The sequence below is a fragment of the Pseudomonas umsongensis genome, from assembly GCF_012647205.1.
GTDB lineage: Bacteria > Pseudomonadota > Gammaproteobacteria > Pseudomonadales > Pseudomonadaceae > Aquipseudomonas > Aquipseudomonas umsongensis.
Genome location: NZ_CP051487.1, coordinates 5,792,905 through 5,806,712, shown reverse-complemented (window position 1 = coordinate 5,806,712; position 13,808 = coordinate 5,792,905). Strand labels below are relative to the sequence as shown.

General features: G+C 58.6%; 15 protein-coding genes. 12 read left to right on the top strand and 3 right to left on the bottom strand.

Annotated elements, in window-relative coordinates; translation table 11 throughout:
• The first annotated feature begins 20 nt into the window (after positions 1-20).
• Positions 21-665, top strand: a complete 645-nt coding sequence (locus HGP31_RS26225; RefSeq protein WP_020799778.1) for an MBL fold metallo-hydrolase — start codon at positions 21-23, stop codon at positions 663-665.
• 104 nt (positions 666-769) lie between these two features.
• Complete coding sequence (locus tag HGP31_RS26220; RefSeq protein WP_033045649.1) at positions 770-1,474, top strand: YiaD family glycine zipper/OmpA-like lipoprotein; 705 nt, start codon at positions 770-772, stop codon at positions 1,472-1,474.
• 241 nt (positions 1,475-1,715) lie between these two features.
• Here HGP31_RS26220 and HGP31_RS26215 read toward each other — a convergent pair whose 3' ends face one another.
• The gene (locus tag HGP31_RS26215; RefSeq protein ID WP_033045648.1) at positions 1,716-2,150 is read right to left on the bottom strand and encodes a Z-ring associated ZapG family protein; all 435 of its coding nucleotides are present in this window, start codon (positions 2,148-2,150) and stop codon (positions 1,716-1,718) included.
• Between the two features lie 144 nt (positions 2,151-2,294).
• On the opposite strand from HGP31_RS26215, the gene HGP31_RS26210 reads away from it, so the two are divergent.
• From HGP31_RS26210 to zapE, 3 genes are all read left to right on the top strand, one after another.
• On the top strand, positions 2,295-2,924 hold the full coding sequence (locus HGP31_RS26210; RefSeq protein WP_033045646.1) for an alpha/beta hydrolase: 630 nt from the start codon (positions 2,295-2,297) through the stop codon (positions 2,922-2,924).
• 24 nt (positions 2,925-2,948) lie between these two features.
• Complete coding sequence (locus tag HGP31_RS26205) at positions 2,949-4,304, top strand: tryptophan--tRNA ligase (RefSeq protein WP_020799782.1); 1,356 nt, start codon at positions 2,949-2,951, stop codon at positions 4,302-4,304.
• 90 nt (positions 4,305-4,394) lie between these two features.
• The gene (gene zapE, locus HGP31_RS26200; RefSeq protein ID WP_020799783.1) at positions 4,395-5,489 is read left to right on the top strand and encodes a cell division protein ZapE; all 1,095 of its coding nucleotides are present in this window, start codon (positions 4,395-4,397) and stop codon (positions 5,487-5,489) included.
• 155 nt (positions 5,490-5,644) lie between these two features.
• Here the strand turns inward: zapE and HGP31_RS26195 are convergent, their stop codons facing one another.
• Positions 5,645-6,565: a GlxA family transcriptional regulator gene (locus HGP31_RS26195; RefSeq protein WP_177326158.1), complete on the bottom strand. Its 921-nt coding sequence runs from the start codon at positions 6,563-6,565 to the stop codon at positions 5,645-5,647.
• Between the two features lie 220 nt (positions 6,566-6,785).
• Between HGP31_RS26195 and HGP31_RS26190 the strand changes: the two genes are divergently transcribed.
• Complete coding sequence (locus HGP31_RS26190) at positions 6,786-7,922, top strand: acyl-CoA dehydrogenase family protein (RefSeq protein ID WP_168758934.1); 1,137 nt, start codon at positions 6,786-6,788, stop codon at positions 7,920-7,922.
• Between the two features lie 130 nt (positions 7,923-8,052).
• Here HGP31_RS26190 and HGP31_RS26185 read toward each other — a convergent pair whose 3' ends face one another.
• Complete coding sequence (locus HGP31_RS26185) at positions 8,053-9,093, bottom strand: NADP(H)-dependent aldo-keto reductase (protein WP_033043288.1); 1,041 nt, start codon at positions 9,091-9,093, stop codon at positions 8,053-8,055.
• A gap of 246 nt (positions 9,094-9,339) precedes the next feature.
• Between HGP31_RS26185 and rplM the strand changes: the two genes are divergently transcribed.
• The 6 genes from rplM (at position 9,340) to HGP31_RS26155 (ending at position 13,804) form a co-directional block, all read left to right on the top strand.
• Positions 9,340-9,768, top strand: a complete 429-nt coding sequence (gene rplM / locus HGP31_RS26180; RefSeq protein WP_003228062.1) for a 50S ribosomal protein L13 — start codon at positions 9,340-9,342, stop codon at positions 9,766-9,768.
• A 14-nt stretch (positions 9,769-9,782) separates the two neighbouring features.
• Positions 9,783-10,175, top strand: coding sequence for a 30S ribosomal protein S9 (gene rpsI / locus HGP31_RS26175; protein ID WP_003228056.1), 393 nt, complete (start codon positions 9,783-9,785; stop codon positions 10,173-10,175).
• A 269-nt stretch (positions 10,176-10,444) separates the two neighbouring features.
• Complete coding sequence (gene petA / locus HGP31_RS26170) at positions 10,445-11,038, top strand: ubiquinol-cytochrome c reductase iron-sulfur subunit (RefSeq protein WP_008060255.1); 594 nt, start codon at positions 10,445-10,447, stop codon at positions 11,036-11,038.
• On the top strand, positions 11,038-12,249 hold the full coding sequence (locus tag HGP31_RS26165) for a cytochrome b (RefSeq protein ID WP_007943720.1): 1,212 nt from the start codon (positions 11,038-11,040) through the stop codon (positions 12,247-12,249). The genes petA and HGP31_RS26165 overlap by 1 nt, the downstream gene beginning before the upstream one ends.
• Complete coding sequence (locus tag HGP31_RS26160) at positions 12,249-13,031, top strand: cytochrome c1 (protein WP_020800905.1); 783 nt, start codon at positions 12,249-12,251, stop codon at positions 13,029-13,031. Before HGP31_RS26165 ends, HGP31_RS26160 begins: the two co-directional genes overlap by 1 nt.
• Before the next feature lie 155 nt (positions 13,032-13,186).
• Positions 13,187-13,804: a glutathione S-transferase N-terminal domain-containing protein gene (locus HGP31_RS26155; RefSeq protein ID WP_007972581.1), complete on the top strand. Its 618-nt coding sequence runs from the start codon at positions 13,187-13,189 to the stop codon at positions 13,802-13,804.
• The last annotated feature ends 4 nt before the right edge of the window (positions 13,805-13,808 follow it).

The window sequence follows — 13,808 nt, the reverse complement described above, 5'->3', positions numbered from 1 at the left end:
CATTTTTCCCAGGAACACCCATGGACGCTGCCAAACCTGCGCTGATCCGCGAAACCTTCCCTGTCGGCCCGTTGCAGTGCAACTGCACGATCATCGGCGACCCGATCACGAAAAAAGCCATCGTGGTCGACCCGGGCGGCAATCACGAACTGATCCTCGCGCGGCTCGATGCTTTGGGCTTGAAGGTGGTCAGTATCATTCACACCCACGCGCACCTCGATCACTTCCTGGCCTCTGGCCAGTTGAAGGAAAAAACCGGCGCCACCCTGCATCTGCACAAGGAAGATCAATTTCTTTGGGACAACCTGGAGATGCAATGCCAGATGTTCGGCGTGCCCTACACGCCGGTACCGTCACCGGACCGCTGGCTGGCAGACGATGAAGAGTTGGCGTGTGGTTGTGGTGTGGCTTTGCACACACCGGGTCACACCCCAGGCTCCATGAGCTTCTGGTTCGCCGACGCGAAGCTGCTGATCGCCGGGGATACCTTGTTCCGGCGCGGGGTAGGGCGCACGGATCTATGGGGCGGCGATCAGGCGACCATCGTGCGTTCGATCAAGCAGCGCTTGTATACCCTCGACGAAGAGGCGACGGTCGTGGCCGGACATGGTCCGGATACGCGCTTGGGTGATGAAATGCGCGAGAACCCTTTTGTTCGCGCCTGATTTGTAACGAGTGGAATTTTTACCTCGGGAAATGATCCAACGCCGGCAATGGTTCGATGCTTGAAACCGTTGCACCACAGAATGCAAAAAAGTAGGAGCTCTACATGTTCACCACGCCTCGTTTGATTATTGTCGCTACTGCCGTGGCTTTGTTGGCCGGTTGCGCATCGCCCAACCCCTACGACAACCAGGGCCAGGCCGATAGCGGCTCCACGGGCATGAGCAAAACCGCCAAGTACGGTGGCCTTGGGGCTCTGGCAGGTGCAGTGGCCGGTGCTGCCATCAACCACGACAACCGTGGCAAGGGCGCGCTCATTGGTGCTGCTGTAGTGGGTGCTTCCGCCGCGGGTTACGGCTACTACGCCGACCAGCAGGAGAAAAAACTGCGTGCCAGCATGGCCAACACCGGTGTCGAAGTGCAGCGTGAGGGTGATCAGATCAAGCTGATCATGCCGGGCAATATCACGTTCGCCACCGATTCGGCGAACATCGCTTCGAGCTTCTACCAGCCGCTGAACAACCTGGCCGGCTCGCTGAAAGAGTTCAACCAGAACCAGATCGAAATCGTCGGTTACACCGACAGCACCGGCAGCCGCCAGCACAACATGGACCTGTCCCAGCGTCGTGCCCAGAGCGTGGCGACCTACCTGACCTCGCAAGGCGTGAGCGGCGCCAACCTGAGCGCCCGCGGCGCCGGCCCGGATAACCCGGTCGCCAGCAACGCCGATGCCAATGGTCGGGCGCAGAATCGCCGGGTAGAGGTCAACCTGAAGGCGATTCCAGGCCAGCAGTACGGTGCTCAGCAATAAGGCAACGTCGCCTGACTGAACCCCAGGCATAAAAACCGCCCGATCTTAAACAGACCGGGCGGTTTTTTTGTGTTGCCACAACGGGCCCCATCGCGAGCAGGCTCGCTCCCACATTTGAAGCGCATATTCCTGTGGGAGCGAGCCTGCTCGCGAAGGGGCCGGCACAGGCAAAGAGGCATTCAGAAACAAAAAGCCCTCGAACATTCACATGTCCGAGGGCTTTTTCACACCTGAAGCCTGATTACTTCTTCAGGCCGTAATGCTCATCGAGCATGCCCGGCGCGTTCGGGGCTTTCGGTGCGTAGTCGCGCGGTGGTTCCTGATTGCGCGGCGGCGTCAGGCGTTCCCGTGGAGCCTGCGTTGCATCGGCGTGCAGGGAAGCCAGCAGGCGTTGACGAGTCTGTTCGTCCAGGGCCAGGCGGTTGGCACCCTCGGCGAGATGATCCTGCACTTCCTGATAGCTTTGAGTCAGTTTCTTGACCAGTGTCGCTGTGCTGTTGAAGTGGGTCACCACTTCGTTCTGATAATTGTCGAAACGTTCCTGAATATCGTCCAGCTGACGTTGCGTGCTGCTAGGCGCGGCATTCGGCGCAAGGCGAGCGATCAGAAACCCAATGGCGACACCCACAACCAGGGCAAGAGTCGGTAACAACCAAACTAAGAGCGAGTGTTCCACGAGTCCTTCCTCTATAAACGGCTTTGCTTTACGTTAACGGCTCGAACCTGCGCTGTATACCGCGATTCACTCGCAATAGACAGCCACAGACAATTTGCTAGACGAGTCGACCCGATTCGAGGTCACGGAGTTCCTTCCTTGCTTATGCGCGAAACACCTGTAGTGATTGATGGCCCTGTCGGCCAACTGGAAGCACTGTACCTGGACAACGAGCAGTCGCGTGGCCTGGCGCTCATCTGTCATCCGAACCCGGTGCAAGGTGGCACCATGCTCAACAAAGTGGTCTCGACGTTGCAGCGCACTGCGCGCGACGCCGGACTGATCACCCTGCGCTTCAACTATCGGGGCGTCGGTGCCAGCGAAGGCACCCACGACATGGGCACCGGCGAAGTCGACGATGCCCAGGCCGTCGCCGAATGGTTTCGGGCCCGACACCCGGAATTGCCGCTGACCCTGTTCGGTTTTTCCTTCGGCGGCTTTGTTGCAGCAAGTCTCGGCGGGCGCCTCGAGGCCAAGGGCGAGAAGCTCAAGCATCTTTTCATGGTCGCACCGGCGGTCATGCGTCTGGGCGCTGAAGATCAACTGCCGCAGCAGGGCGAATTGACGTTGATCCAGCCGGAAACCGACGAAGTGATCGATCCGCAGCTGGTTTACCAATGGTCCGACAAGCTCGAACGTCCCCATGAGCTGCTGAAAGTGGCAGAATGCGGACACTTTTTTCATGGCAAGCTGACCGATCTCAAGGATCTGATCCTGCCGCGTCTCTCGAATTGATTGCAGTCTGACAAGCGATTACCCATGACGACTCGTACCCGTATCCTCACCGGCATCACCACCACCGGCACGCCGCACCTGGGCAACTACGCAGGCGCCATCCGCCCGGCGATCCTTGCCAGCCGTGACAGCAATGCCGATTCGTTCTATTTCCTGGCCGACTACCACGCCCTGATCAAGTGCGATGACCCGCTGCGCATCCAGCGCTCGCGCCTGGAGATCGCCGCGACCTGGCTGGCCGGTGGCCTGGATGTGGACCGCGTGACCTTCTACCGTCAGTCCGACATTCCGGAAATCCCCGAGCTGACCTGGCTGCTGACCTGCGTCGCCGCCAAGGGCCTGCTCAATCGCGCCCATGCCTACAAGGCCTCGGTGGACAAGAACATCGAGACCGGTGAAGACCCGGACGCCGGCATCACCATGGGCCTGTACAGCTACCCGGTGCTGATGGCCGCGGACATCCTGATGTTCAACGCGCACAAGGTGCCGGTCGGTCGCGACCAGATCCAGCACGTGGAGATGGCCCGGGACATCGGCCAGCGCTTCAACCACCTGTTCGGCCAGGGCAAGGAGTTCTTCACCATGCCTGAGGCGTTGATCGAGGAAAGCGTGGCCACGCTGCCGGGCCTGGACGGCCGCAAGATGTCCAAGAGCTACGACAACACCATTCCGTTGTTCAGCAGCGCCAAAGAAATGAAGGATGCGATTTCCCGTATCGTCACCGACTCCCGTGCACCGGGTGAGGCAAAAGATCCGGACAATTCGCACCTGTTCACCTTGTTCCAGGCGTTCGCCACCCCCGCGCAAGCTGACGAATTCCGCAGCGACCTGCTGCAGGGGCTGGGTTGGGGCGAGGCGAAGAACCGCCTGTTCCAACTGCTGGACAGCGAGCTGGGCGAGTCCCGCGAGCGTTACAACCAACTGATCGAGCGCCCGGCGGATCTTGAAGACATCCTGCAGCACGGGGCGAAAAAGGCGCGGACAGTCGCGACTCCTTTCCTCAACGAATTGCGCGAAGCGGTAGGCCTGCGTTCGTTCGTTGCCCAGGCTCAAGTGGCAACGACCACCAAGAAGAAAGCCGCGAAGGCTGCGCGTTTTGTCAGCTTCCGTGAAGATGACGGCAGTTTCCGCTTCCGTTTGCTGGCGGCCGATGGCGAGCAACTGTTGCTGTCGCGCAACTTCGCCGACGGTAAAACCGCCGGGCAGGTGACCAAGCAGCTGCAGTCGGGCCAGCCATTGGACGTGCGCAGCGAAGCCCTGGGCTTCAGCGTCTGGCTTGAAGATCAGTGCGTGGGTGACAGCCCGGCGTTCGCTGACAGCGGCGCGCGTGATGCGGCGATCGAGGCTTTGCGGATCGCCCTGACGCCAGTCCAGGAATAATCAACGGCTCGGCCCGACCAAGGGCTGATTGCCATTCCCACGGGCCATCGCTACAGTGACGGCCCGTTTTTGTTGCCTTGCTAACGAATTATGACGCCCCTAGAACGATATCAAGCTGATCTGAAACGCCCGGAATTCTTCCATGATGCCGCGCAGGAAACTGCCGTGCGTCATCTGCAGCGCCTGTACGACGATCTGGTCGCAGCCGAGCAGAACAAGCCGGGCCTGCTGGGCAAACTGTTTGGCAAGAAGGATCAGGCGCCGGTCAAGGGCCTGTACTTCTGGGGCGGCGTGGGTCGCGGCAAGACTTACCTGGTCGACACCTTCTTCGAAGCGCTGCCGTTCAAGGAAAAGTCCCGGACTCACTTCCACCGCTTCATGAAGCGCGTGCACGAAGAGATGAAGACCCTGGGCGGCGAGAAAAACCCGCTGACCATCATTGCCAAGCGCTTCGCCACCGAAGCCCGGGTGATCTGCTTCGATGAATTCTTCGTCTCCGACATCACCGACGCCATGATCCTCGGCACCTTGATGGAAGAACTGTTCAAGAACGGTGTCACCCTGGTCGCGACGTCGAACATCGTGCCGGACGGCCTGTACAAGGACGGCTTGCAACGCGCGCGCTTCCTGCCGGCCATCGCGCTGATCAAGCAAAACACCGAGATCGTCAACGTCGACAGCGGCGTCGACTATCGCCTGCGTCACCTCGAACAAGCGGAGCTGTTCCACTTCCCGCTCGACGAAGCCTCCCACGAAAGCCTGCGCAAGAGCTTCCGCGCGCTGACGCCGGAATGCACCGCAGCGATCGAAAACGACGTGCTGATGATCGAGAACCGCGAAATTCGTGCCCTTCGCACCTGTGACGACGTGGCGTGGTTCGACTTCCGCGAACTCTGCGACGGCCCGCGCAGCCAGAACGACTACATCGAACTGGGCAAGATCTTCCACGCCGTGTTGCTCAGCGGTGTCGAGCAGATGAGCGTCACGACCGACGACATCGCCCGACGGTTCATCAACATGGTCGACGAATTCTACGATCGCAACGTCAAGCTGATCATTTCTGCCGAAGTCGAACTCAAGGACCTCTACACCGGTGGTCGCCTGAACTTTGAGTTCCAGCGAACCCTGAGTCGCTTGCTCGAAATGCAGTCCCACGAATTCCTGGCCCGGGCGCACAAGCCGTAGGACGATTCGAAAAATAAAAAGGGCCTGCATTTGCAGGCCTTTTTTTATGCGCTGAATATCCCCTGTAGGAGCTGCCGCAGGCTGCGATCTTTTGATCTTAAAAATCAAAAGATCGCAGCCTGCGGCAGCTCAGTGTTTTGCGAATGCCTTGAGGTTCAGGCCGCTTGCTGGAACTGCTGCCGATACTGGTTCGGCGACAACTCCGTGTGTTGGCGGAACAGTCGTGCGAAGAAGCTCGCATCGTCGTAACCAACTTCGTAACTGATGGTCTTGATGCTCTTGCGGCTGCCGGACAGCAAGCCTTTGGCGGTTTCGATGCGCAGGCGTTGCAGGTAATGCAGGGGTTTGTCGCCGGTGGCGGTCTGGAAGCGGCGCATGAAGTTGCGGATGCTCATGCCATGTTCGCGGGCGACGTCTTCGAAACGGAATTTGTCAGCGAAGTGTTCTTCGAGCCAGTGCTGGATCTGCAGGATGATCACGTCCTGATGCAGCTTTTGCCCGCCGAAGCCGATTCTTCCCGGCGAGTAGCTGCGTTGCACCTCATAGAGGATGTCTCGTGCTACGGCCTGGGAGACGTTGGCGCCGCAGAAGCGCTCGATCAGGTAGACGTACAGGTCGCATGCCGAGGTAGTGCCGCCCGCGCAATACAGGTTGTCGGCGTCGGTGAGGTGCTTGTCCTGATTGAGTTGCACCTTCGGGAAGCGTTCTGCAAAGGCATTGAAGAAGCGCCAGTAGGTGGTCGCCTCCTTGCCATCGAGCAGGCCGGCTTCGGCGAGCCAGAACACGCCGGTGGCCTCGCCACAGAGTACAGCGCCGCGCGCATGTTGCTGGCGCAGCCAGGACAGGACCTCGGGATGACGTTTGCTCAGGGTTTCGAAATCGTCCCAGAACGCGGGAATGACGATGATGTCGGCATTTTCCAGGCCGCCGTCCACCGGGATCACTACGTCGCTGAAGGTGTTGACCGGTTTGCCGTCGGGGCTGACCAGTCGGGTTTCGAACGCTGGCGTCAGGCCATGGCCCAGTTGTTTGCCGTAACGCAGGCTGGCGAGGTGGAAGAAGTCCTTGGCCTGCATGAGGGTGGAGGCGAAAACCCGGTCAATGGCCAGGATGCTGACGCGCCGCAAGGGCGTGGAGGCTTGGTTAGACATAATTCAACTTTATTCTTATAGGGGAAAGTGGTCACCAGACGGCTGGATCGTCTTATTTTTTGTCGGATGTGTCCAGTGTCCTGTATCGGGCGCCAGGCTTAGTCTCTGAAGGTCCATTCCTTTAAAAACAAAGATAAGGTGCCGCATGATTCCGAGAACCTTGTTCAGCTCCGAGCACGAACTTTTTCGCGACAGTGTGCGAACGTTCCTCGAGAAAGAAGCGGTGCCGTTCCATGGGCAATGGGAAAAACAGGGCTATATCGACCGTCAACTCTGGAACAAGGCGGGGGAGGCGGGGATGTTGTGCTCGCATCTGCCGGAGCAGTACGGCGGGTTGGGGGCGGACTTTCTATACAGCGCGGTGGTTATCGAAGAGATAGGGCGCCTCGGATTGACCGGTATCGGTTTTTCCCTGCATTCGGACATCGTTGCGCCCTATATCCTGCATTACGGCAGTGAAACGTTGAAACACAAATACCTGCCCAAACTGGTTTCCGGGGAGATGGTCAGTGCCATTGCGATGACCGAGCCGGGTGCGGGCTCCGACTTGCAAGGCGTGAAGACCACTGCCGTGCTGGACGGCGACGAGTATGTAATCAACGGCTCGAAGACGTTCATCACCAACGGTTTCCTCGCCGACCTGGTGATCGTCGTGGCCAAGACTGATCCCAAGGCGGGCGCGAAGGGCACCAGTCTGTTTCTGGTGGAAGCCAATACGCCGGGTTTCGACAAGGGCAAGCGGCTGGAAAAGGTCGGAATGAAGGCCCAGGACACCTCGGAGCTGTTTTTCCAGGACGTGCGAGTGCCCAGGGAAAACCTGCTGGGCCAGGCCGGGATGGGGTTCGCCTATCTGATGCAGGAACTGCCGCAGGAGCGCCTCACCGTGGCCATCGGCGGGCTGGCTTCGGCTGAAGCGGCGTTGCAATGGACCCTGGAGTACACCCGAGAGCGCAAAGCCTTCGGCCAGGCGATTGCCGACTTCCAGAACACTCGTTTCAAACTCGCCGAGATGGCGACCGAGATTCAGATCGGCCGGGTCTTTGTCGACCGCTGCCTGGAGTTGCACCTGCAAGGCAAGCTCGACGTACCGACGGCGGCGATGGCGAAGTATTGGGGCACGGACCTGCAGTGCAAGGTGCTCGACGAGTGCGTGCAATTGCATGGCGGTTACGGGTTCATGTGGGAATACCCGATCGCCCGGGCGTGGGCGGATGCGCGGGTGCAGCGGATCTATGCCGGGACCAATGAAATCATGAAGGAGATTATTGCGCGGTCGCTTTGATCTTGCGGCGACTGCTAGGGCGCCATCGCGGGCAAGCCCGCTCCCACAGGTTTTGAGCTGTACACAGCATTTGTGAACACCCTGCTCACTGTGGGAGCGGGCTTGCCCGCGATGGCGATTTATTGATCAATCAAGGGGCGGGATTCGGATGATCCTTGTGGATCGCCTCGATCCCTTCCAGCACTTCATCCGACAACTTCAGATCAAAACTGGCAATGTTGCTGTCCAGTTGCTCCAGTGTCGTGGCGCCAATGATGTTGCTGGTCACGAACGGCTGTTGCGTGACGAATGCCAGGGCCATTTGCGCCGGGTCCAGGCCGTGCTCGCGGGCCAGTGCAACGTAGCGGCTGCAGGCCGCTTCCGACTGCGGGTTGAAATACCGACTGAAGCGGCTGTAGAGGCTCAGCCGACCTTTTGGCGGGCGGGCCCCACCTTCGTACTTGCCTGACAGGAAACCGAATGCCAGCGGCGAATAGGCGAGCAGGCCGCATTGTTCGCGGATGGCGATTTCCGCCAGGCCGACCTCGAAACTGCGGTTGAGCAGGTTATACGGGTTCTGGATCGACACCGCGCGCGGCCAGCCACGGGCTTCGGCCAGGGCCAGGAAGCGCATGGTGCCCCACGGCGTTTCGTTGGACAGGCCGATATGGCGGATCTTGCCGGCCCTGACCTGTTCGTCCAGCGCTTCGAGGGTGTCTTCAAGGGGTGTCAGGTTGGCTTCGGTCTTGTGCTTGTAGCCCAATTGGCCGAAGAAATTGGTGCTGCGCTCCGGCCAGTGCAACTGGTACAGGTCGATATAATCGGTTTGCAGGCGCTGGAGGCTGGCGTCCACGGCTTCGGTGATGTGCTGGCGATTGTGGCGCAGGTTCTTGTCGCGGATGTAGTCGATGGTATTGCCGGGGCCGGCGATCTTGCTGGCGAGGATCCAGTCGCTGCGATCGCCACGGCTCTTGAAGTAATTGCCGATGTAGCGTTCGGTGCTGGCATAGGTTTCGGCCTTGGGCGGCACCGGGTACATTTCAGCGGTATCGATGAAGTTGATCCCGGCGTCCTTGGCTCGCTCGATCTGGGCGAAGGCGTCTGCCTCGCTGTTTTGCTCGCCCCAGGTCATGGTTCCGAGGCAGATTGCGCTCACGTTCAGGTTGGTTCGGCCTAGCTGGCGATACTCCATCGGGTAGCTCCTTGGGCAAAACAATCATAAAAGCAGGTTGAATTATTTTTCGCAATCTGCATAATTGCGCACCTCTTTCTGCAGTGGAAGTGATGCGCCGCCGCCGAAGAATCTTGCCGTTGAACGGACGCGCCGACCCGAGCCCCCGAAAGCGTCTGTATCCGGCTGCCTTTGACTTGTCAAAGTACGCACTATTCAGTAAGATCCGCCGTCTAATTTACAGGGCGGCCCCTGAGGCTATAAAGAATGAAAACTTTTACTGCTAAACCGGAAACAGTAAAGCGCGACTGGTTTGTCGTCGACGCTGCTGGTCAGACCCTGGGTCGTCTGGCCACCGAAATCGCGAGCCGTCTGCGTGGCAAGCACAAGCCTGAGTACACTCCTCACGTTGACACCGGCGACTACATCGTCGTAATCAACGCCGAGCAGATCCGTGTTACCGGCGCTAAAACCACTGACAAAATGTACTACTCCCACTCCGGTTTCCCGGGCGGCATCAAGTCGATCAACTTTGAAAAGCTGATCGCCAAGGCCCCTGAGCGCGTGATCGAGACCGCGGTCAAAGGCATGCTGCCTAAGAACCCGCTGGGTCGCGACATGTACCGTAAGCTGAAAGTCTATGCGGGCGCTGCACACCCTCATACTGCTCAGCAGCCCCAAGAACTGAAGATTTAACGGAATAGTTCATTATGTCGGCGACTCAAAATTACGGCACTGGCCGTCGCAAGACCGCAACCGCACGCGTTTTCCTGCGTCCGGGTACTGGTAACATCTCCATCAACAATCGTTCGCTGGATAATTTCTTCGGCCGCGAAACTGCCCGCATGGTAGTTCGTCAGCCGCTGGAATTGACTGAGACTGTCGAGAAGTTCGACATCTACGTCACCGTGATCGGCGGTGGTGTGAGTGGTCAAGCTGGCGCAATCCGCCACGGCATCACCCGCGCTCTGATGGACTACGACGAGACTCTGCGCAGCGCCCTGCGTAAAGCCGGCTTCGTAACCCGCGATGCACGTGAAGTTGAACGTAAGAAAGTTGGTCTGCGTAAAGCGCGTAAGCGTCCGCAGTACTCGAAGCGTTAATTCGCTTCCACGTTCAAAAAAGAACGCCCAGTTTCCTCACGGAGCTGGGCGTTTTTTTGTGCGTGTAATTTTCTTGAAGAATTGCGCTGTGACAACTTGCCACATCAGCAGAGGCCCTATACTACAAGGCTTGGCAGTGGTGCCCCAGGGTAATTACCTTGTCAGAATTGGGGCTTTTCATTACCATTCGGCAAAATTTTTATAAGTACAGAGTTTTACTTAGTAGATGCCTGATTTAACAGGCCACAAAGCTGATGGGAGAGGACTGAATGAGCAATGACGGCGTGAATGCAGGCCGGCGTCGCTTCTTGGTAGCAGCCACATCCGTGGTGGGTGCTGCAGGAGCGGTGGGGGCTGCGGTCCCGTTCGTGGGGTCATGGTTTCCCAGTGCCAAGGCGAAAGCCGCAGGTGCACCGGTGAAGGTGAATGTCAGCAAGATCGAGCCAGGCCAGCAGATGATTGCTGAGTGGCGCGGCCAGCCGGTGTTCATCGTCCGCCGTACCGAGGAAATCCTGGGGAATCTGAAAAAGATCGAGGGCCAGCTTTCTGACCCGACCTCCAAGAACTCGACACAACCGACCTATGTCGACCCCGAAACGCGGTCGATCAAGCCTGAAGTTTTGCTGCTGATCGGCATCTGCACGCACCTGGGCTGCTCGCCGACCTTCCGTCCCGAAGTCGCTCCCGCGGACTTGGGCAAGGACTGGGTAGGTGGCTATTTCTGTCCTTGCCACGGCTCCCACTACGACCTGGCTGGCCGCGTCTACAAGTCGCAACCTGCGCCTTTGAACCTGCCAGTTCCCCCGCATTCCTATGAGACCGATGACATCATTGTCGTTGGCGTCGATACGGAGAAAGCGTGATGAGCAAGTTCATGGATTGGGTTGATGCGCGCTTTCCCGCGACCAAAATGTGGGAAGACCATCTCAGCAAGTACTACGCCCCGAAGAACTTCAACTTCTTCTATTTCTTTGGCTCCCTGGCACTGCTCGTTCTGGTCAACCAGATCGTGACCGGTGTCTGGCTGACCATGAGCTACACCCCGTCGGCGGAAGAGGCCTTTGCTTCCGTCGAGTACATCATGCGCGACGTCGAGTACGGCTCGATCCTGCGTCTGCTGCACTCCACCGGCGCCTCGGCGTTCTTCATCGTGGTCTATCTGCACATGTTCCGTGGTTTGCTCTACGGCTCGTACCAGAAGCCGCGTGAGCTGGTGTGGGTCTTCGGCATGCTGATCTACCTGGCGCTGATGGCTGAAGCCTTCATGGGTTACCTGCTGCCGTGGGGCCAGATGTCCTACTGGGGTGCCCAGGTGATCATCTCGCTGTTCGGTGCGATCCCGGTCATCGGCAACGACCTGACCCAGTGGATTCGTGGTGACTACCTGATTTCCGGCATCACCCTGAACCGCTTCTTCGCCTTGCATGTGGTGGCGCTGCCCATCGTTATTCTCGGCCTGGTAGTGCTGCACGTCCTGGCGTTGCACGAAGTCGGTTCGAACAACCCGGATGGCGTGGACATCAAGAAATACAAAGACGAAAACGGCGTACCGCTGGACGGCATTGCCTTCCACCCGTACTACACCGTGAAAGATATCGTCGGCGTGGTGGTGTTCCTGTTCATCTTCTGTTCGATCGTGTTCTTCTTCCCGGAAATGGGCGGCTATTTCCTCGAGAAGCCGAACTTTGAAGTGGCGAACGCCTTCAAGACCCCAGAGCACATCGCTCCGGTCTGGTACTTCACGCCGTTCTACGCGATCTTGCGTGCGGTTCCGGACAAGCTCCTGGGTGTGATCGCCATGGGTGCGGCCATCGCCGTGCTGTTCGTCCTGCCGTGGCTGGACCGTAGTCCGGTCAAGTCGATGCGCTACAAGGGCTGGCTGAGCAAGATCTGGCTCTGGGTGTTCTGCATTTCGTTCGTGATCCTGGGTGTGCTGGGTGTCCTGGCGCCGACTCCGGGCCGTACGTTGCTGTCGCAGGTATGTACCTTCCTGTACTTCGCCTACTTCATCCTGATGCCGTTCTATACCAGGCTCGAGAAGACCAAACCGGTTCCGGAAAGGGTGACTGGCTGATGAAAAAACTATTTGCTGTACTGATTCTTGCGGCGATGCCTGTACTGTCTTTCGCATCGACATCGAGTGGCCCGGAGCTGGAAAAGGTCGATATCGACGTTTCCGACAAGGCTGCCATGCAGGATGGCGCACGTACGTTCGCCAACTATTGCATGGGCTGCCACAGCGCCAAGTTCCAGCGTTATGAGCGTGTTGCCGATGACCTCGGCATCCCCCATGAGCTGATGCTCGACAAGCTGGTGTTCACCGGCGCCAAGATCGGCGATCACATGAACATCGGCATGCAGCCAGCTGACGCCAAGGCCTGGTTCGGTGCGGCACCGCCTGACCTGACCCTGGTCGCTCGTGTGCGTGGTACCGACTGGCTCTACAACTACCTGAAGTCGTTCTATGAAGATCCGTCGCGCCCGTGGGGTGTGAACAACAAGGTCTTCCCGAACGTGGGCATGCCTAACGTGCTGGTCGGCCTGCAGGGGCGCCAGGTTGTCGGTTGCAAACAGGTTCAGATCGTCGAGGACGGCAAGAAGCAATATGATCCGCTGACCGGTACGGCGCTGACTCATGAAGCGTGCGATCAGCTGACCATTGTGCCGAAGAGTGGTGCCCTGACCGAAGAGCAGTTCGATGAGAAGGTCAAGAATCTGGTAACCTTCCTGGCTTACTCGGCTAACCCGGTTAAGCTGCAACATCAGCGCATCGGTACGTACGTATTGCTGTACCTGGCGTTCTTCTTCGTATTCGCTTACTTGCTCAAGCGCGAATACTGGAAAGATGTGCACTGATAAAGCTTCAAGCAATTGCTGTTAATCGCGCGCGCCCAAGGGCGCCTCTGAAAGGGTAACGAGCCTGGTGAGCCAGGTACTGCGTTACGGGAGGCGCCCTCTGGGCGCGCTCGTTTTTCCGCTTCCGATCATTTCAACAAGCGAGGAGGATCGCCATGGGCGTGACCAATCGGTTGGCCTGTTACTCCGACCCCGCCGACCACTATTCCCACCGAGTGCGAATCGTACTGGCAGAGAAAGGTGTCAGCGCCGAGATCATTTATGTGGAGGCTGGTCGCCAGCCGCCTAAACTGATCGAAGTGAACCCTTACGGCAGCTTGCCGACGCTGGTCGATCGTGACCTGGCGCTGTGGGAATCTACGGTGGTGATGGAATATCTGGATGAGCGTTACCCACATCCGCCGCTGTTGCCGGTCTATCCGGTGGCGCGCGCCAACAGTCGTTTGCTGATTCATCGTATTCAGCGTGACTGGTGTGGTCTGGTGGATCTGATCCTGGATTCGCGGACCAAGGAAGCGGCGCGTGCAGTGGCGCGTAAAGAGTTGCGCGAGAGCCTGACAGGCGTTTCGCCGCTGTTTGCCGACAAGCCATTTTTCCTCAGTGAGGAACAAAGCCTGGTGGATTGCTGCCTATTGCCAATACTCTGGCGATTGCCGATTCTGGGTATAGAACTGCCGCGGCCAGCCAAGCCGCTGCTTGATTATATGGAGCGCCAGTTTGCGCGTGAGGCTTTCCAGGCGAGTCTGTCTGGTGTCGAACGCGACATGCGCTAAGGCT